Annotated in this window: 14 protein-coding genes; 10 read left to right on the top strand and 4 right to left on the bottom strand. The window is 52.3% G+C overall.

The annotated features are described in order from the left end of the window. Window positions 1-78 precede the first annotated feature (78 nt). Window positions 79-1233, bottom strand: coding sequence for a cyclopropane fatty acyl phospholipid synthase (gene cfa / locus GFB57_RS07710; protein WP_003846231.1), 1155 nt, complete (start codon window positions 1231-1233; stop codon window positions 79-81). Between the two features lie 67 nt (window positions 1234-1300). Here cfa and GFB57_RS07705 point away from each other — a divergent pair, with 67 nt between their 5' ends. Beyond that, window positions 1301-2149 carry a helix-turn-helix transcriptional regulator gene (locus tag GFB57_RS07705; RefSeq protein WP_003024755.1) on the top strand — a complete coding sequence of 283 codons (849 nt, stop codon included), beginning with the start codon at window positions 1301-1303 and terminating at the stop codon, window positions 2147-2149. Here the strand turns inward: GFB57_RS07705 and GFB57_RS07700 are convergent. Next, entirely contained in the window at window positions 2146-2928 is a 783-nt protein-coding gene (locus GFB57_RS07700; protein ID WP_003024758.1) for a siderophore-interacting protein, read from the bottom strand. The two genes, GFB57_RS07705 and GFB57_RS07700, sit on opposite strands and share 4 nt — an antisense overlap. 236 nt (window positions 2929-3164) lie before the next feature. Between GFB57_RS07700 and GFB57_RS07695 the strand changes: the two genes are divergently transcribed. Then, window positions 3165-3842 (top strand): PadR family transcriptional regulator, encoded by a 678-nt coding sequence (locus GFB57_RS07695; RefSeq protein WP_162009212.1) that lies wholly within the window; start codon window positions 3165-3167, stop codon window positions 3840-3842. A 53-nt stretch (window positions 3843-3895) separates the two neighbouring features. Here GFB57_RS07695 and GFB57_RS07690 read toward each other — a convergent pair whose 3' ends face one another. Further along, window positions 3896-5416, bottom strand: a complete 1521-nt coding sequence (locus tag GFB57_RS07690; protein WP_003024763.1) for a PAS domain-containing methyl-accepting chemotaxis protein — start codon at window positions 5414-5416, stop codon at window positions 3896-3898. Between the two features lie 430 nt (window positions 5417-5846). On the opposite strand from GFB57_RS07690, the gene ygjG reads away from it, so the two are divergent. Further along, window positions 5847-7226 carry a putrescine aminotransferase gene (gene ygjG / locus GFB57_RS07685; protein ID WP_171847551.1) on the top strand — a complete coding sequence of 460 codons (1380 nt, stop codon included), beginning with the start codon at window positions 5847-5849 and terminating at the stop codon, window positions 7224-7226. Between the two features lie 73 nt (window positions 7227-7299). On the opposite strand, the gene GFB57_RS07680 is transcribed toward ygjG, so the two are convergent. Next, on the bottom strand, window positions 7300-7632 hold the full coding sequence (locus GFB57_RS07680) for a tRNA-binding protein (protein ID WP_003024768.1): 333 nt from the start codon (window positions 7630-7632) through the stop codon (window positions 7300-7302). Between the two features lie 209 nt (window positions 7633-7841). Here GFB57_RS07680 and ebgR point away from each other — a divergent pair, with 209 nt between their 5' ends. The 7 genes from ebgR (at window position 7842) to GFB57_RS07645 (ending at window position 19954) form a co-directional block, all read left to right on the top strand. Further along, the gene (gene ebgR, locus GFB57_RS07675) at window positions 7842-8825 is read left to right on the top strand and encodes a transcriptional regulator EbgR (RefSeq protein ID WP_003024771.1); all 984 of its coding nucleotides are present in this window, start codon (window positions 7842-7844) and stop codon (window positions 8823-8825) included. A gap of 207 nt (window positions 8826-9032) precedes the next feature. Further along, window positions 9033-12125: a beta-galactosidase subunit alpha gene (gene ebgA, locus GFB57_RS07670; protein ID WP_003024773.1), complete on the top strand. Its 3093-nt coding sequence runs from the start codon at window positions 9033-9035 to the stop codon at window positions 12123-12125. Continuing rightward, window positions 12122-12571 (top strand): beta-galactosidase subunit beta, encoded by a 450-nt coding sequence (locus GFB57_RS07665; RefSeq protein WP_003024776.1) that lies wholly within the window; start codon window positions 12122-12124, stop codon window positions 12569-12571. The genes ebgA and GFB57_RS07665 overlap by 4 nt, the downstream gene beginning before the upstream one ends. A gap of 66 nt (window positions 12572-12637) precedes the next feature. Then, complete coding sequence (locus tag GFB57_RS07660) at window positions 12638-14071, top strand: amino acid permease (protein ID WP_003846220.1); 1434 nt, start codon at window positions 12638-12640, stop codon at window positions 14069-14071. A gap of 207 nt (window positions 14072-14278) precedes the next feature. Then, window positions 14279-15340 (top strand): protein YgjJ, encoded by a 1062-nt coding sequence (gene ygjJ / locus GFB57_RS07655; protein ID WP_003024780.1) that lies wholly within the window; start codon window positions 14279-14281, stop codon window positions 15338-15340. A 15-nt stretch (window positions 15341-15355) separates the two neighbouring features. Then, complete coding sequence (gene ygjK, locus GFB57_RS07650) at window positions 15356-17707, top strand: alpha-glucosidase (protein ID WP_003024783.1); 2352 nt, start codon at window positions 15356-15358, stop codon at window positions 17705-17707. Window positions 17708-17935: 228 nt separating this feature from the next. Further along, window positions 17936-19954 (top strand): NADPH-dependent 2,4-dienoyl-CoA reductase, encoded by a 2019-nt coding sequence (locus GFB57_RS07645; protein ID WP_003024786.1) that lies wholly within the window; start codon window positions 17936-17938, stop codon window positions 19952-19954. Window positions 19955-20048 lie beyond the last annotated feature (94 nt).

Here is a 20048-nt window from a genome sequence, read left to right as displayed (position 1 = left end):
CTGATGCGCTGCGCTTATCAGGCCTACGAGTGCAAAGCTTTGTAGGCCGGATAAGGCAACGCCGACATCCGGCGGACGTTAACGATAAACGCGGATCCCGCCCTCTACGCCGCGGCTAAACAGCACCTGCCAAAGCTCAATATCTCTGGCGCGGAAAGCCCCTGCGCACGCGCATAAATAGTAATTAAACATTCTTCTGAAGGTGGCGGAATAACGTGATGACAGCTCCGGCCATGCCTGATTAAAGCGCTCATGCCAGGCCATCAGCGTTTTATCGTAATCGCTGCCGAAGTTATGCCAGTCTTCCATCACAAACCGTGATTCGCTGGCCTCGGCAATATGGGAAATCGCCGGTAAGCAGCCATTTGGGAAAATGTATTTATTGATCCACGGATCGACGCTCATCCCTTTTTTATTGCTACCAATGGTATGCAGCAGGAACAGTCCGTCTGGTTTTAAACAACGGTCGGCGATACTGAAATAGGTGTCGTAGTTTTTCGGCCCGACATGTTCAAACATCCCCACGGAGACAATGCGATCGTAGTGTTTATTAAGATCGCGATAATCCTGCAGCAGAATGTTAACGTCCAACCCTTCACAGCGCTGCTGCGCCATTTTCTGCTGCTCTTTGGAAATGGTAACGCCTTCTACTGCCACGCCATAATGACGCGCCGCATATTCCGCCAGCCCGCCCCAGCCACAACCGATATCGAGTAAACGCATACCCGGTTTAAGCTGCAGCTTCTCGCAGATCATTTTTAATTTGGCATTTTGCGCATCGTTTAATGTGGTTGCATCTTTCCAGTAACCGCAGGAATATTGCATATGCGGATCAAGCATCAGCGCAAAGAGATCGTTACCAATATCATAATGCTCTTTACCGACGATCCATGCACGGCTACGTGACTGCAAATTAAACAGGCGCGCGCTGGCAATGCGTAAAATATCTTTCAGATTACCTGGCATCTGCTGGTCGAGTTTTGCTTTCAGGATTTTGCAGAACAGAATATCGAGCCGTTCGCAGTCCCACCAGCCTTCCATATAGCTTTCGCCAAGCCCTAATGAGCCTTGCTGCAATACTCGTTTAAAGAAACCGGTATGATGAAGTTGAATGTCCCAGGCGCGTGAGCCATTAATTCTGATATCCGCTTGTGAAAGCAGCTCTTTTCCCATTCGGGTCCAGTTATCATTTGTTTCATTGACGATGACAGCATCTGAACAAAGCGAGTTCATGGTATTTACCAAAAGTGGGCTAAAAATTATTACGCAAGATTATTATGGAAAAAAGAGTGTATGTATTATGATCCGCGGACAAGATCTATCGAGCAGCGGACACATCATCGGGAGTATTGACGATTCATTTATGGAAACTCTGGCGCAAAAACAGTGGAACTCCTTCCCGGATAACTCCATGACCGAACTGCCGCAGGACGTATTCTTTCGCTCTTATGTCCTGGAAGCCAACCACCATGTACCGCAGCATTCACACTCTTTTATGCAATTTCATTTCGCCCGCAAAGGCAGCATGCGCATTGATGTTGCCGGTAAGTGCTGGATAATCCCGGCGCATTATGGCATCTGGATCCCCAATAATACTGAGCATGCAGTTTGGGCATTGGATGATGTGTATTTAGAAAATCTGGATATTAAACCAGGCTTTCTTGAAGAGAGCATCAATGAATGCAAAGTTGTGGCTATCAGTGATTTCGCCAGAGAGTTTATTCATTACGCCACGAATTCAATTTCAGGTCATTATGATAGCCAGTCAAAAGAGGGCAAACTGGTTAGCGTACTGGTCGATATTATTCTGCAACTCCCGGAAGTCGCCTTTGTATTACCCTGGCCGCAGGATCGCGAATTAACCAAAGTATGCCGAACCATACAAGAATCCCCCGCCCTGGAGCATTCAGTTGAATACTGGGCGCATCATCTGGGTATGTCTGCCCGTACCTTTTCACGCCATTTCAAAAAAGAAACCGGATTGCCTTTCAGCGTCTGGAAGCAAAAAATGCGTATTCTGGAATCCGTATTAATGCTGAAAAAAAATAAAAGCGTGACCGCCGTGGCGCTCGACGTAGGATATTCAAGCACCGCGGCATTTAGCTATGCCTTCCGCCAGGCGTTTGGCGTTCCGCCATCTAATTATTAATCTGCCGCTTTATGCTGATGCCAGTAGGCTGCCGCACGCACCCGTTGAGGGTCAAACGCCTCGGTTTCAAAGCGAGCACTCAGGTTTTTTACCACCTTGCCTTCGCCAGTAATCCAGACGTAATAATCATCTGCGGGCACGGTTAGTCGCGATAAGCGTTCATTCACCGCCTGCGCGTCATGGCCGATAAACCACTCAATGGTAAACCCGTCGAGATGGGCAAGATAATCCTGGTACGCCGCATCCTGCACGCTGACCAGCGCCGTGACGTTTGGACGTACCGCTAAACGGCTGAGCGACTCCAGGCGTCGGCGTAGCGCGGGCATTCCCGACTCATCGCACACATAAACCTGATACGCATAATCCTCTGGCACCACCAAAGAACCGCGCGGCCCGCCGATTGTCAGCTTGTCGCCCTCGCGGGCATTCATCGCCCATGTACTCGCCACGCCGCCATCATGAATATAGAAATCCAGCGCCAGCTCATGGCGCGCTTCGTCATACAACGGCGTGTAGTCACGGGAAAGCGGACGCACACCGTCAGCCCAGACAATGCCTTCATCGGTGACGACAGGCGGCACAAAGTGGCTGCCCGGTTCAGGGAAAAAGACCTTGGTATGGTCGTCAAAGCCGTGTGAGCTAAAACCGTCCAGAGCGTCACCGCCCAGTACAATGCGCTGAAAGCCCGCGCTAATACGCTCTACGCGCAGGACGGTAAGTTCCCGAAAACGCAGTTCATTGCGAACGCGCTGCGGGTAGCGTGAGGTGTTTTTTGTCATGTTTTCGCCTTCGTGAAAATAATAAGATATATCTAAATTAATTTTTAAATGATAATGATTGCTAATCAAGAAGATTGCAAGCACTTTTTTGATATAGTCACCGTCTGATTAAACAGCTATCAAAAACCAATAAAAACATTTAATAATCATAATCTTAAATAGCATTTAATTTGTAGACTTGCAAAACACCAGTTTTTAGATATAAATTAGATATATCTAAACAACATCAGGAGACGATGATGCAAAACCATCATGAAGGTTGCTGCAAAAATACAGAGCACCAACACGAAGGCTGCTGCAAGGGTGAAGGACATCACCACGAAGGCCGCCACAACGAGCACCATGCAGGCTGCTGCAAAGGTGAAGAACATCGCCATGAAGGCTGTAACAAAGATCACCACCACGAGCACGGCTGCGGGCACCGCCATGGTCGCGGCGGCGGTGGTCGTCGCCAACGCTTCTTCGGTCACGGAGAATTACGCCTGGTCATTCTGGATATCTTGACCCGCGACGCCAGCCACGGCTATGAGCTGATAAAGGCGATTGAAACCCTGACTCAGGGTAACTATACCCCGAGCCCGGGCGTTATCTATCCGACGCTGGATTTCTTGCAGGATCAGGCACTGATCACCATCAGCGACGAGGAAGGTGGGCGAAAACAGATTGCGATCACGACTCAGGGCCAGCAATGGCTGGATGAAAACCGTGAACATCTGGGCCATATCCACGAACGGATCAAAGCCCGCTGCGTGGGTTTTGAATTACGCAAAAATCCACAGATGAAACGCGCGCTGGAAAACTTCAAAGCCGTGCTGGATCTACGCGTTAATCATGGTGATACCAGCGATGCGCAGATCAAAAAAATCATCGGTATTATCGATCGCGCTGCGCTGGATATTACTCAGCTGGATTAATCTACACAGCAGGCGGAACCCGTTTGCCCGACGTTCCGCCTGTATTATTAGTATTAATGCAGCACCGTGACCGCATCTTCCAGACGACCCGCGCGATGTTTCACCATTGCGGAAATCTGCGCACTCTCTTCAACCAGTTCGGCGTTTTTCTGCGTAATGTTGCTCAGCTCATTCACCGCGCGGGTCAGGCTGGAAAGACCATCTGACTGTTCCAGCGTTGAGTGGCTGATTTGGGCGATCAGCTGAGTGACGTTTTGCACCTGCGCCACAATATCGTCCATCGTGCGTCCTGCGGCGTGAACCTGGTCGGATCCGGACTGCACTTTGTCGGCGCTGGCATCAATCAGCTTGCGGATATCATTGGCCGCACTGGCGCTGCGGCTGGCAAGATGACGCACTTCTCCCGCCACCACGGCGAACCCTTTCCCCTGCTCGCCCGCCCGCGCGGCTTCAACAGCGGCGTTCAAAGCCAGAATGTTGGTCTGGAAGGCAATATCGTTAATCAGTGTGGTAATGGTGCCGATCCGCTGGGTGCTGTTGGCGATATCGTCCATGGTTTTGATGACGGTATCCATCGCCTCACCGCCGTGCGTTGCCGCGCTGCTGGCGGCAATAGAGAGCTTATCAGCCGCCGCGGCGGTCTCTGAGTTTTGTTTTACCGATGCCGCCATCTGATTCATGGTGGTCACCGTTTCCTGCACGTTCTCGACGGTCTGCTGCGTATGCTTATTTAGATCATCGCTACCTTTTGCCAGCGTTTCGCTGTCGCTGCGCACGCAGCTCACCTGGCTGGAGACGTCATGAATAAGCCAGCGACACATTAATCCCAGTTGGCCCACTGCTCGCAGCATCAGTCCCAGTTCATCGCTGCGGTTAAGATGCGACACGCTGTTCCGCTCACCGGTCGCCACTTTCAGCGCCTGACGGGTGACATTCTCAATAGGACGCACAATCTGCCATTCAAAAATAGCCGTTCCTAAAAGCATCACCAATGCACTCATCAACAGTAACGGCCATTCAGCACCCATTTGCTGCAATGCGACCGCTAGCAGGACAAACATGAATGCCATCACGCTGCGTACCCGCCAGCGAATCGGCATCGCCGGCAGTCTACCCAGCCAGCCTTTGCGTACCACCAACCCCTTATGGATACGCCGGTTGCAACGTCCTTCGTTCAGCGCTTTATATAAAGGCTCTACCGCTGCAATTTCCTCGTCAGTTGCCCGGGTACGAATCGACATATACCCGGTCACGCGTCCTTCCCGCACCATCGGCACCGCATTGGCCCTCACCCAGTAGTGATCGCCATTCTTACGCCGGTTTTTCACAATCCCGCTCCATGGCTCGCCCTGCTTCAGGGTGTACCACATATCCGCAAACGCCGCTTTTGGCATGTCCGGATGACGAACCAGATTGTGCGGCTTTTCAAGCAACTCATTCAGTTGATAGCCGCTGACCTGAACGAAGGTGTCGTTCGCATGGGTGATATAGCTTTGCAAATCGGTGGTCGACATGAGGGTGATATCATCATCCAGCGGTGTATTTTGCTGACTAACGTAGGGATGAGAAGACATGATTGCGTCCTGTGCAGGTTATCTGGTTGTTAACTCTTTCGGCTTATGTTATTTCGGCGATAATTTTTTTATCTTTAGTTGTTAAATTTGATTTAGATCGCAATTTGCGATTAAACCCCAAAAACTGTACGCATTCTAATCCATTGATTTAAAATACTTTCATCCAGTAACTATTCAATATTACTTCTACCAGCGCACTGTCACAGTGCAAATATTGCCCATTTTTAGAGCAAATTTGCGTTTATTCGATCTGTTTTCAGGCTCCTGACTTGGGCAAAATGCCAGCAAATGTTAAATAATGGCATTAAATGTTGCGTAAATAAGATGTTTCCTGGTGTTTATCCCGATTTTTGCTAAGCGCGCCGGAATGGCGCAATCCCTGCAATACTTAAATCAGTATCATGTGATACGCGAGCTCCGGGAGCATATTTTGAACAGGTTACCTTCCAGCGCATCGGCCCTGGCCTGCAGCGCACACGCACTGAATCTCATCGAAAAGCGCACGCTTGATCATGAGGAAATGAAATCGTTAAACCGAGAGGTGATTGAGTACTTCAAGGAGCATGTCAATCCGGGGTTCTTAGAGTATCGAAAATCTGTAACTGCAGGCGGGGATTACGGAGCCGTAGAGTGGCAAGCGGGAAGCCTGAATACGCTTGTCGACACCCAAGGGCAGGAGTTCATCGATTGCCTGGGTGGTTTTGGAATTTTCAACGTGGGGCACCGTAATCCAGTCGTGGTTTCCGCCGTACAGAATCAACTCGCGAAACAACCTCTGCACAGCCAGGAGTTACTTGACCCTCTGCGGGCCATGCTGGCAAAAACTCTCGCCGCACTGGCGCCCGGTAAACTGAAATACAGTTTCTTCTGTAACAGCGGGACCGAGTCGGTTGAAGCCGCACTGAAGCTGGCGAAAGCGTATCAATCACCGCGCGGTAAATTTACGTTTATTGCCACCAGCGGCGCATTCCACGGTAAATCACTGGGCGCGCTGTCCGCCACGGCTAAATCTACCTTCCGCAAACCCTTTATGCCGCTGCTGCCGGGCTTCCGTCATGTGCCGTTTGGCGATGTTAACGCGATGCGCACCATGCTCAGCGAGTGTAAAAAGACCGGTGACGATGTCGCAGCCGTGATCCTCGAACCCATCCAGGGCGAAGGGGGGGTGATCCTGCCGCCACAAGGCTATTTAACCGCTGTTCGTAAACTTTGCGATGAGTTCGGCGCACTGATGATCCTTGACGAAGTGCAGACCGGGATGGGGCGTACCGGCAAGATGTTCGCCTGTGAGCACGAAAATGTGCAGCCCGACATTATGTGTCTGGCCAAAGCGTTAGGCGGCGGCGTGATGCCCATTGGCGCAACCATTGCCACCGAAGAGGTGTTCTCCGTCCTGTTCGACAATCCTTTCCTGCATACCACCACGTTTGGTGGCAACCCGCTCGCTTGTGCGGCTGCGCTGGCCACCATTAACGTCCTGCTGGAGCAAAATTTACCGGCTCAGGCGGAGCAGAAAGGCGATATGTTGCTGGATGGTTTCCGTCAGCTTGCGCGGGAATACCCGGACCTGGTACATGATGTACGCGGCAAAGGCATGCTGATGGCGATTGAGTTTGTCGATAATGAAATCGGCTATAACTTTGCCAGTGAGATGTTCCGCCAGCGGGTGCTGGTCGCTGGGACGCTGAACAATGCCAAGACGATCCGCATCGAACCGCCGCTAACGTTAACGATCGAGCAATGCGATCTGGTGTTGCGATCAACACGCAAAGCCCTGGCAGCATTACGGGTGAGCGTGGAGCAGATGTAACAGATGTCTGTCCGGCCTGCGTGAGCAAACGTAGGCCGGATAAGGCGTAGCCGCCATCCGGCATCAGCACAATTTAAACAATCCGCACGCCTGCAGGCATCACCCGTTCTGGCGTTAACAGCACGCTTTCGCTGCCATCGTCCGTCTCAGCGCACAGCAGCATACACTCTGATGTTTCACCGCGCATTTTGGCCTTTTGCAGATTACACAGCACCACCACCGTTTTCCCCATCAGCTCCTCTTCGCTGTAATAAGGCACCAGGCTGGTCACGGTTTGCAGCGTACGCTCTCCCACATCAACCTGTACGATATACAGCTTATCGGCATTGTCATGGCGCTTAACCTGTGCGATTTTTCCAACACGTATTTCCATGCGGGCAAAATCAGCAAATGCGACAGTATCCATTGTTTTCTCCTTTGGTAAAATTTTACTAAATACTAGCAAACTATTTTCCGGGCATTGTTCTCAAAAGCGGGGAAATGACGTATCCATCACACTCTGCAAGCCCAGTTTTACCCCGAGCATGTCAATTAAACGTGCTTTTTTTACTGAAAACAGATGAATAGATAAGCACTTCATTTACAATGCGCAGGTAACTCAGGGAAAAGGCAAACATGGCAACACTTAAAGACATCGCAATCGAAGCTGGCGTGTCCCTGGCGACAGTGTCCCGGGTTTTAAACGATGACCCCACGCTGAATGTAAAAGAAGAGACCAAGCATCGCATTCTGGAGATCGCGGAAAAGCTGGAGTACAAAACCAGCAGCGCCCGTAAGAACCAGACCAGCGCACTCGGCCCCCAGCATATTCTGGCGCTCTACAGCTATCAGCAGGATTTGGAAATCAACGATCCTTACTATCTCGCGATCCGCCATGGGATTGAAACCCAGTGCGAGAAGCTGGGGATTGAACTGACCAACTGCTATGAGCACAGTGGGTTGCCGGAGAGCAAAAACATTACCGGCATTCTTATTGTCGGCAAGCCTTCTCCTGCGCTGCGCGAGGCGGCAACAGCGCTTACCGACAACATCTGCTTTATCGATTTTCATGAACCCGGCAGCGAATATGACGCTGTCGATATCGATCTGGCCCGCATCAGTAAAGAGAGCATCGACTACTTCATCGCCCAGGGCGTGACCCGCATTGGCTTCATCGGCGGCGAAGATCAGCCTGGCAAGGCTGATATCCGCGAAGCCGCGTTTGTCGAATACGGTCGCCTGCAGCAGGTCGTTTCAGAACAAGATATTTATCGCGGTGGCTTCTCCAGTTCATCAGGCTATGAACTGGCCAAAAAAATGCTGGCGAAAGCCGACTATCCCAGCGCCCTGTTTGTAGCTTCTGACTCGATTGCTATTGGCGTTCTGCGCGCCATTCACGAGCGTGGACTGAACATTCCGCAGGATATTTCGCTGATTAGCGTTAATGATATCCCGACGGCGCGCTTCACCTTTCCTCCGCTTTCCACCGTACGCATCCATTCAGAAATGATGGGCAGTCAGGGCGTCAACCTGCTGTTTGAGAAAGCCCGCGACGGACGTGCCCTTCCCCTGCTGGTTTTTGTTCCCAGCAAGCTGAAACTGCGCGGCACCACCCGCTAAAATCCCCCGTTAATCCGTCCGGTTTCTGCTGAAGCCGGGCGCGCATTGTCATGCATTTTTTTCTGCGCCCGAATTATTTTCGTGATCCAGTTAAAGTAAATCACCTCACTCGCTATATTTTAGTAAAACTTTTACTAAAATCACCATCAATTACACTTACTCACCATTTAAATGAATGGTTCCGATTTTTCTCCACCGGGAGGCCTTATGAATCGCTGGGAAAACATTCAGCTCACCCACGAAAATCGACTGGCGCCACGCGCATATTTTTTCTCTTACGACTCCGTTGCGCAGGCTCGCTCGTTTGCCCGCGAAACCAGCAGCCTCTTTCAGTTGCTGAGCGGTCAGTGGAATTTCCAGTTCTTTGAGCATCCGCTGCAGGTGCCGGAAGCCTTTACGTCGCAGTTTATGAGCGACTGGGGCAACATCACCGTCCCCGGTATGTGGCAGATGGAAGGGCACGGCAAGCTGCAGTATACCGACGAAGGTTTTCCTTTCCCGATTGATGTCCCCTACGTGCCGACCAATAACCCCACCGGAGCCTACCAGCGTATTTTCTCTCTCAGCGAAGGCTGGCAGGGCAAACAGACGCTGATTAAATTTGATGGCGTAGAAACCTACTTCGAAGTTTACGTGAATGGTCAGTATGTTGGCTTCAGCAAAGGCAGTCGCCTGACGGCCGAGTTTGATATCAGCGCAGTGGTGAAAACCGGTGACAACCTGCTGTGCGTTCGCGTCATGCAATGGGCTGATTCCACCTACGTTGAAGACCAGGATATGTGGTGGTCTGCGGGAATTTTCCGCGACGTCTATCTGGTCGGAAAACAGGCGACCCATATCCAGGATTTTACCGTTCGTACCGATTTCGATGATGACTATCGCGATGCCACCCTCTCCTGCGACATCGTGCTGGAAAACATCGCCTCCACGCCAACGATGGCATCGCTCGAATACACTTTGTTTGACGGTGAGCAGACACTGCATAGCGGCGTGATTAACGCTCTGACGGTGGATAAACTCACCCGCACCGCGTTCAATTTCAAGGTCAGCGCACCACAGCAGTGGTCGGCGGAATCGCCGTATCTCTATCATCTGGTGATGACCCTGAGAGATGCCAGCGGCAACATCCTTGAGGTTGTGCCGCAGCGCGTCGGATTCCGCGATATCAACGTTCGCAACGGTCTGTTTTACATCAATAACCGCTATGTCATGCTGCATGGCGTCAACCGTCATGATAACGATCATCTCAAGGGTCGCGCGGTCGGTATGGATCGCGTGGAAAAAGATCTGCTGTTAATGAAGCAGCACAACATCAACTCCGTACGCACCGCCCATTACCCGAACGATCCACGTTTCTATGAATTGTGCGATATCTACGGTTTGTTCGTCATGGCCGAAACCGACGTTGAATCTCACGGCTTCGCTAATATCGGCGATATCAGCCGGATCACCGACGATCCGCTGTGGGAAAATGTCTACGTTGAGCGCATCGTACGCCACGTCCACGCGCAGAAAAACCACCCGTCGATCGTCATCTGGTCGCTCGGCAATGAATCCGGCTACGGCTGTAATATTCGCGCCATGTACCACGCGGCAAAAGCGCTGGATGACACGCGTCTGATCCACTACGAAGAAGATCGTGACGCCGAAGTGGTGGATATCATTTCCACCATGTACACCCGCGTACCGTTGATGAATGAGTTTGGTGAATACCCACATCCTAAACCGCGCATCATCTGCGAATATGCTCACGCAATGGGCAACGGCCCCGGCGGGCTAACGGAATATCAGAACGTCTTCTATCAGCATGATTGCATTCAGGGACACTATGTCTGGGAGTGGTGCGATCACGGGATTCAGGCCAAAGATGACGACGGTAACGTCTGGTACAACTATGGCGGTGACTACGGCGACTACCCGAACAACTACAACTTCTGCCTTGATGGCCTGATTTATTCCGATCAAACCCCAGGCCCGGGTCTGCAAGAGTACAAGCAGGTAATTGCACCAGTGAAAGTGCGCGCGCAGGATCTGGCTCGCGGCGAGCTGCGGGTAGAAAACAAACTGTGGTTTACCACGCTTGACGACTACACCTTGCATATTGAGGTTCGCGCCGAAGGAGATACGCTCTCTGCTCAGCAGATAAAACTGCGCGACGTTCCTCCCAACAGCGATACGCTGCTGCAATACACGCTGCCGGAGCTGGATGCGCGCGAGACGTTCCTCAACGTCACCGTGACGAAAGATTCCCGCACGTTATACAGCGAAGCCGGGCATCACATCGCGACTTATCAGTTCCCGCTGAAAGCCAGAACGGCGACTGCCGTACCGTTCAGTCTGCAAAACGCCACCCCTTTGACGCTGGAAGAGAACCGCCAGAGCTGCACCGTTCGCGGTTATAACTTCCATCTGACGTTCTCAAAGCTGACCGGTAAACCCATTAGCTGGAACGTCAATGGTGAAGAGCTGATTACCCGCGAGCCGAAGATTAATTTCTTCAAACCAACCATAGATAACCACAAGCAAGAGTTCGAAGGCCTCTGGCAGCCAAATCATATACAGATAATGCAGGAGCATCTGCGCGACTTTACCTTTGAGCAAACCGAAGATGCGCTGCTCATCACCAGCCAAACGATTATCGCCCCGCCGGTATTTGATTTCGGTATGCGCTGCACCTATCGCTGGCGGATTGCCGCAGACGGTCAGTTGAATGTGGAGCTTTCCGGCCAGCCTTACGGCGAGTACCGGGACATTATTCCGTGTATCGGCTTCACGATGGGCATCAGCAGTGATTTGGGACAGGTGGCCTGGTACGGACGTGGTCCTGGTGAAAACTATGCCGATAGTCAGCAGGCCAACATCATCGACATTTGGCGCAGCAGCGTGGATGAGATGTTCGAGAATTATCCGTTCCCGCAAAACAACGGCAATCGTCAGGACGTGCGTTGGGCAACGCTAACCAGTCGTCACGGTAACGGTTTGCTAGTGATTCCGCAGCGCCCTGTCAACCTGAGCGCCTGGCGCTATACGCCAGAAAATATCTTTGCCGCACAGCACTGTAATGAGCTGCAGCACAGCGATGACATCACCCTTAATCTGGACCATCAGCTACTGGGCTTAGGTTCTAACTCGTGGGGAAGCGAGGTACTTGATTCCTGGCGCGTCTGGTTTACGTCATTCAGCTACGGCTTCACGTTGTTGCCGGTTTCCGGCAGTGAGTCTGGCGCTCAAACCACCGCCAACCGTGCTTTTGGCACCGGGTTCTTTTCCACGAATATGCACAGCGAGAATACAAAATGAGGATCATCGACAACTTAGAGCAGTTCCAGCAACGCTATGCTTCGGGTCGGAAATGGCAACGCTGCGTCGAGGCCATTGAAAATATTGACAATATTCAGCCAGGCGTCGCTCACTCTATCGGTGATTCTCTGAGCTACCGTGTAGAGACAGACTCTGCAACCGATGCGCTGTTTACCGGTCATCGTCGTTATTTTGAGATCCATTACTACCTGCAAGGACAGCAAAAAATAGAGTATGCCGCCAAAGAGGATCTCCAGGTGGTTGAATATTATCGCGATGAAACCGACCGCGAATATTTGAAAGGCTGCGGAAAAACCGTAGAAGTGCACGAAGGACAAATGGTTATTTGTGACAACCATGAAGCCTATCGTTTTATCTGTAATAGCGTAGTGAAGAAAGTCGTACTCAAAGTCACCATCGAAGATGGTTATTTTCATAATAAATAAAAAACACAGGCGGCGCCGACGTTGCGCCGCCAGTACCCTATAATAATCAGGAATCGGAGATGTGCTATGTCTGATACCAAACGTAATACCATCGGCAAGTTCGGCTTACTTTCACTCACCTTTGCCGCGGTTTATAGTTTTAATAACGTTATCAACAATAATATTGAGCTTGGTCTGGCATCCGCACCGATGTTTTTCCTCGCGACAATTTTCTACTTTATTCCATTCTGCTTAATCATCGCCGAATTTGTTTCGCTGAATAAAAACTCCGAAGCCGGTGTCTACGCATGGGTGAAAAGCTCGCTGGGCGGGCGCTGGGCCTTTATTACCGCCTACACCTACTGGTTCGTTAACCTGTTCTTTTTTACCTCGTTACTCCCGCGCGTTATCGCCTATGCCTCGTACGCATTTTTAGGCTACGAATACATTCTGACGCCGTTCGCCACAACCGTGTTAAGTATGGTGCTGTTTGCCTTCTCGACCTGGGTTTCGACCAACGGTGCAAAAATGCTGGGGCCGATTACCTCCGTCACCTCCACGTTAATGCTGCTGCTGACGCTGTCCTACATTTTACTGGCGGGTACTGCGTTGGTGGGCGGCGTGCAGCCTGCTGACCCCATCACCGTTGATGCAATGATCCCGAATTTTAACTGGGCGTTCCTCGGTATTACCACCTGGATATTCATGGCGGCAGGCGGCGCGGAGTCCGTGGCGGTATATGTCAACGACGTCAAGGGCGGGTCAAAATCGTTCGTGAAGGTCATTATCATTGCCGGGATTTTTATCGGCGTGCTTTATTCCATCTCCTCGGTGCTGATCAATGTCTTCGTCAGCAGCAAAGAGCTGAAGTTTACCGGTGGATCGGTGCAGGTATTCCACGGTCTGGCGGCATACTTTGGCCTGCCGGAACTCATCGTTAACCGCTTTGTCGGCCTGGTCTCCTTTACCGCGATGTTCGGCTCTCTGCTGATGTGGACCGCAACGCCGGTGAAGATCTTCTTCTCTGAAATTCCGGCGGGTATTTTCGGTAAAAAAACCGTCGAACTGAATGAAAACGGCGTACCGGCCCGTGCAGCGTGGATCCAGTTTCTGATCGTTATCCCGCTGATGATTATCCCAACGCTCGGTTCCAATACCGTGCAAGACTTAATGAACACCATCATCAACATGACCGCCGCCGCATCGATGCTGCCGCCGCTGTTTATTATGCTGGCCTACCTGAATCTGCGCGCAAAACTGGACCACTTACCGCGCGACTTCCGTATGGGTTCGCAAAAAACCGGCATTATTGTGGTATCAATGCTGATCGTCCTGTTCACTATCGGATTTATTGCCTCTACCTTCCCGAGCGGCGGAAATATCATAACCATTATTTTCTATAACGTCGGTGGGATTGTTATTTTCCTCGGTTTTGCCTGGTGGAAATATAGCAAATACATCAAAGGGCTAACTAAAGAAGAAAAAGCTATTGAGGCTGCTCCCGCTTCAAATATCAATTAATGACTAAAACATAATAACAATAAACAATATTCTCCAAGGCTATAACCAAAATAATTCGAGTTGCATGAAGGCGGCAAGTGAGTGAATTCCCAGGAGCATAGATAACTATGTGACTGGGGTGAACGAACGTAGCTAACGCACATGCAGCTTGAAGTATGAAGGGTATATAACAATAAAAATTATATTTTATTTGCTTAGGATCGAAGCATGAATAACATTAGCCATTATTGCAGGGCAATTATTGCCCTGCCCTTTTTCTGCGTCTCTTCTCTGGGTGCTGAAGAAGTTCGCCCTGCTGAACACGACGATACGAAAACACCTGCCATAACCTCCCCCTCTTTTCGTTTTTATGGCGAATTGGGCATGGGTGGATATATGGATTTAGAAGGAAAAGATAAGCATAAATACAGCGACGGTACTTACATTGAAGGTGGCCTGGAGATAATACACGGTTCATGGTTTGGTCTGATCTACGGCGAGGGCTGGACCGTACAGGCCGACCATCAAGGCAATGCCTGGGTTCCTGACCATAGCTGGGGCGGATTCGAAGGCGGGATCAACCGCTTTTACGGTGGTTACCGTACCGATGCAGGAACAGAGGTGATGCTCAGCCTGCGCCAGGACTCCTCGCTGGATGACCTGCAGTGGTGGGGGGATTTCACGCCAGACCTGGGCTACGTTATTCCGAATACCCGAGACATCATGACCGCCATTAAGGTGCAAAACCTGACCGGCCCTTTGCGCTATAGCGTGACCGCTACACCCGCCGGACATCACGATGAAAGCAAAGCCTGGTTGCACTTTGGTAAATACGATCGCTACGACGATAAATATACCTATCCGGCTATGATGAATGGCTACATCCAGTACGACCTGACAGAAGGCGTAACCTGGATGAACGGTCTGGAGATAACGGACGGTACCGGACAGCTGTTCCTGACCGGCATCCTCTCGCCCAACTTCGCCGCCCGCGCGTGGCACCACACAGGTCGCGCCGACGGGCTGGATGTGTCCGGCACCGAGACCGGCTATATGGTCAGCGCGATGTATGAAGCGCTAAAAGGCGTTTACCTCTCCACCGCATATAGCTACGCCAAACACCGACCAGATCGCGCCGAGGAAGAAACCACGTCCTTTATGCAGTTCGGTATCTGGTATGAATACGGCGGCGGACGTTTCGCTACCGCCTTCGACAGCCGGTTCTATATGCAGAATGCATCTGGTGACCCGAGCGACCAAATCTTCCTGATGCAATATTTCTATTGGTAACAAGGACCGGAACTCATGAATATCAAACCCCTTCTTACGCCGCTGGCCTGCCTCCTGCTGATGAACGTCTCTGCGCATGCCGCCAGCGTTAATGACTTCAAAAACATCATTAATCGCACCGGTGCGCCGGACTACATGCATGACTACGATCACGACGACCACCAGCGTTTTAATCCCTTTTTCGACCTCGGCTCATGGCACGGGCATCTGTTGCCAGATGGCCCCGCAACAATGGGCGGCTTTCCTGGCGTCGCACTGCTGACCGAAGAGTACATCAACTTTATGGCCAATAATTTTGACCGACTGACGGTGTATCAGCACGGTAAAAAGGTCGATTTTGCCCTCGAGGCTTACAGCATTCCCGGGGCGCTGGTACAGAAATTGTCATCAAAAGATGTACAGGTAGAGATGACGCTACGCTTCGCCAGTCCGCGCACTTCGCTGCTGGAAACCAAAATCACCAGCAACTCGCCGCTGGATCTGGTGTGGGACGGCGAACTGCTGGAAAAACTGGAGGCAAAAGAGGGAAAAGCCCTGTCGGATAAAACCATTGATGGCGAGTTCCCTGGCTATCAGCGCAAAATCACCGCCACGCACGACGGCCTGAAAGTCACCTTCGGCAAGGTACGTTCAACCTGGGATCTGCTCACCTCCGGCGAGTCTGAGTATCAGGTGCATAAATCTGTCGCCATGAAAACCACGGTTAATGGTCATCGCTTCACGGGGAAGACCCATATCAACGGTTCGACGACGATTTACACCACCTGGTCTCATCTGCTTACCGCCGAAGATGTGGCAAAAGAGCAACCGCAGATCCGCGATATTCTGGCGCGTCCTTCTTCTTACATGCTCGCCTCACAGCAGCGCTGGGACGACTATCTCAAGAAAGGCTTAAACAACCCGGACGCCACGCCAGAACAAACCCGAGTGGCGGTGAAGGCGATCGAAACGCTGAACGGTAACTGGCGCTCGCCGGGCGGTGCGGTAAAACACAATACCGTGACACCGTCGGTTACCGGCCGTTGGTTCTCCGGCAACCAGACCTGGCCGTGGGATACCTGGAAGCAGGCCTTCGCCATGGCGCACTTTAACCCGGAGATCGCCAAAGAGAACATCCGCGCCGTCTTTTCATGGCAGATTAAACCCGGCGATCCCGTTCGCCCGCAAGACGCCGGATTCATTCCCGACCTGATTGCCTGGAACCTTAGCCCCGAGCGCGGCGGCGACGGCGGCAACTGGAACGAGCGTAACACCAAGCCAAGCCTGGCTGCCTGGTCGGTAATGGAAGTCTACAACGTCACCAAGGATAAGGCCTGGCTCGAAGAGATGTATCCAAAGCTGGTTGCATATCACGACTGGTGGCTGCGAAACCGCGATCATAACGGCAACGGCGTACCGGAATACGGCGCGACCCGCGATAAAGCCCACAATACCGACAGCGGTGAAATGCTGTTTACGGTGAAAAATGGCGACAAGGAAGAAACCCTTTCCGGACTGAAAAACTACGCCAACATCACCAGTAAAGGCCAGTATGACAGCCTCGAGATCCCAGCACAGGTTGCTGCTTCCTGGGAATCCGGGCGTGACGATGCGGCAGTCTTTGGTTTTATCGACAAAGAGCAACTGGATAAATATGTCGCTAACGGAGGGAAACGCAGCGACTGGGTGGTGAAATTTGCCGAAAACCGCAGTAACGACGGTAAGTTGCTGGGTTACTCGCTGCTGCAGGAATCGGTCGATCAGGCCAGCTATATGTACAGCGACAACCATTATCTGGCGGAGATGGCGACCCTGCTCGGTAAACACAAAGAAGCGCAGCGCTACCGCCAGCTGGCGCAAAAACTGGCGGATTACATCAATACCTGCATGTTCGACCCAGACACCCGATTCTTCTATGACGTGAGGATCGAAGATACCCCGTTGACCAACGGCTGTGCGGGTAAACCAATCGTCGAACGTGGCAAAGGGCCGGAAGGCTGGTCGCCGCTGTTTAACGGGGCGGCAACGCAGCCCCATGCGGATGCGGTGGTTAAGGTGATGCTCGATCCCAACGAGTTCAACACATTTGTCCCACTTGGTACTGCAGCGCTGACCAACCCCGCCTTCGGCGCGGACATCTACTGGCGCGGGCGCGTCTGGGTGGATCAGTTCTGGTTTGGGCTAAAAGGGATGGAGCGTTATGGCTATCGCGATGAAGCGTTAAAACTGGCGGATACCTTCTTCAGCCACGCCAAAGGCCTCACCGCTGACGGTCCGATTCAGGAAAACTATAACCCATTGACCGGTGCACAGCAGGGCGCGCCAAACTTCTCCTGGAGCGCGGCGCATCTCTATATGCTGTACAACGATTTTCTTAAAAAACAGTAATCTGTGACATACCGCCGGATGGCGCTTCGTTTATCCGGTCTACAAAGACACATTTTCACAGGCCGGATTAGGTGCTTGCACCGATATCCGGCATATTCATTCTCTGGCCCCACTCCTTTTTTGAATCCCATCACAATCACGGCATTCCCCTTTTCCCTTTTACGCGGCGACGGCTAAATTAGAACTCATCCGACCACATAACAATAATTTTACATACTGGACACCTTTATGAGCTATCCGTCGCTGTTCGCCCCGCTCGATTTAGGCTTCACCACGCTTAAAAACCGCGTGCTGATGGGTTCAATGCATACCGGGCTGGAGGAGTATCCCGACGGTGCAGAACGACTGGCCGCGTTCTACGCCGAGCGCGCTCGTCACGGGGTCGCGTTAATTGTGAGCGGAGGCATTGCGCCTGCGCTTTCCGGCGTGGGGATGGAAGGCGGCGCGATGCTCAACGACAGCAGCCAGCTTGCACACCATCGCGTCATTACCGATGCCGTGCATGACGAAGGCGGCAAAATCGCCCTGCAAATCCTGCACACCGGGCGTTACAGCTACCAGCCGCATCTGGTAGCCCCATCTGCTATTCAGGCCCCCATTAACCGCTTTACGCCACATGAGCTGACGCACGATGAAGTGCTGCAGTTGATTGAAGATTTTGCCCATTGCGCCCAACTGGCGCGGGAAGCGGGCTACGATGGCGTAGAAGTGATGGGGTCGGAAGGGTATCTCATCAACGAATTCCTGACTCTGCGTACCAACCAGCGCGATGACCAATGGGGCGGTGAGTATGCCAACCGCATGCGTTTTGCCGTTGAGGTGGTGCGAGCGGTACGTCAGCGTGCCGGTAATGACTTTATAATTATATTCCGCCTGTCGATGCTCGATCTGGTAGAAAACGGCGGAACCTTCGACGAAACCGTCCAGCTGGCGCAGGCTATAGAAGCCGCCGGGGCCACCATTATTAACACCGGTATTGGCTGGCATGAGGCGCGTATTCCCACTATCGCTACCCCAGTACCGCGCGGCGCGTTTAGTTGGGTGACGCGTAAGCTGAAAGGGCATGTGACAATCCCACTGGTCACCACCAACCGCATTAACGATCCCCAGGTCGCCGATGACATTCTGGCCCGTGGCGATGCCGATATGGTGTCGATGGCCCGTCCGTTCCTCGCCGATGCCGAACTGCTGTCAAAAGCGCAAACCGGACGAGCGGATGAGATCAACACCTGTATCGGCTGTAACCAGGCCTGTCTGGATCAGATCTTTGTCGGCAAAGTCACCTCTTGCCTGGTGAATCCGCGCGCCTGCCATGAAACCAAAATGCCGATCGTTGCGGCAGCTGTGCCAAAGAATCTGGCGGTTGTCGGTGCGGGTCCTGCGGGCCTCTCCTTCGCCATTAATGCCGCCGCACGCGGACATCACGTCACGCTGTTTGACGCACATGGCGAGATTGGCGGGCAGTTTAATATCGCCAAACAGATCCCCGGCAAAGAAGAATTCTATGAAACCCTGCGCTACTACCGCCGGATGATCGACGTGACTGGCGTGACCCTGAAGCTGAATCACTTTGTCAGCGCACACGATCTGCACACTTTCGACGAAGTGATCCTTGCCAGCGGGATCGAGCCACGTATGCCGCCGATCGAGGGGATCGAACATCCAAAAGTGCTGAGCTATCTCGACGTTCTGCGCGATAAAACGCCAGTGGGCAAACGCGTAGCGATCGTTGGCTGCGGCGGGATTGGTTTCGATACAGCCATGTATCTGAGTCAACCCGGTGAAGCTACCAGCCAGAACATTGCGGAGTTCTGCGTGGAATGGGGGATCGACACCAGCCTGCAACAGCCTGGCGGCTTACGCCCGGAAGGTCCGCACTTATCCCGCAGCCCGCGCCAGATAGTGATGTTGCAGCGTAAAGCCAGCAAACCGGGGCAAGGTTTAGGTAAAACGACGGGCTGGATCCATCGCGCCACCCTGCTCTCACGCGGCGTGAAAATGATCCCGGCAGTCAGCTACCAGAAGATTGATGATGATGGGTTACACGTCGTGTTGAATGGCGAACCGGTGATCTTTAACGTGGATAACGTGGTGATTTGCGCCGGACAAGAGCCACGCCGTGAACTGGTCGATCCGCTGCACGCGGCAGGTAAAACGGTGCATCTGATCGGCGGCTGCGATGTGGCGATGGAACTGGATGCCCGACGCGCTATTGCGCAGGGGACCCGCTTAGCGCTGGAGATTTAACACGTTGTATCCCGTAGGTCGGATAAGACAACTGCGCACATCTTTGCCTGATGGCGCTACGCTTATCAGGCCTACGAGGCAGCTCGTGTAGGCC

This window comes from Citrobacter sp. S39 (genome assembly GCF_009495675.1).
GTDB lineage: Bacteria > Pseudomonadota > Gammaproteobacteria > Enterobacterales > Enterobacteriaceae > Citrobacter > Citrobacter freundii.
Note: the sequence above shows the minus strand (reverse complement) of the source record. Positions and strands in the feature narration are given on the sequence as shown.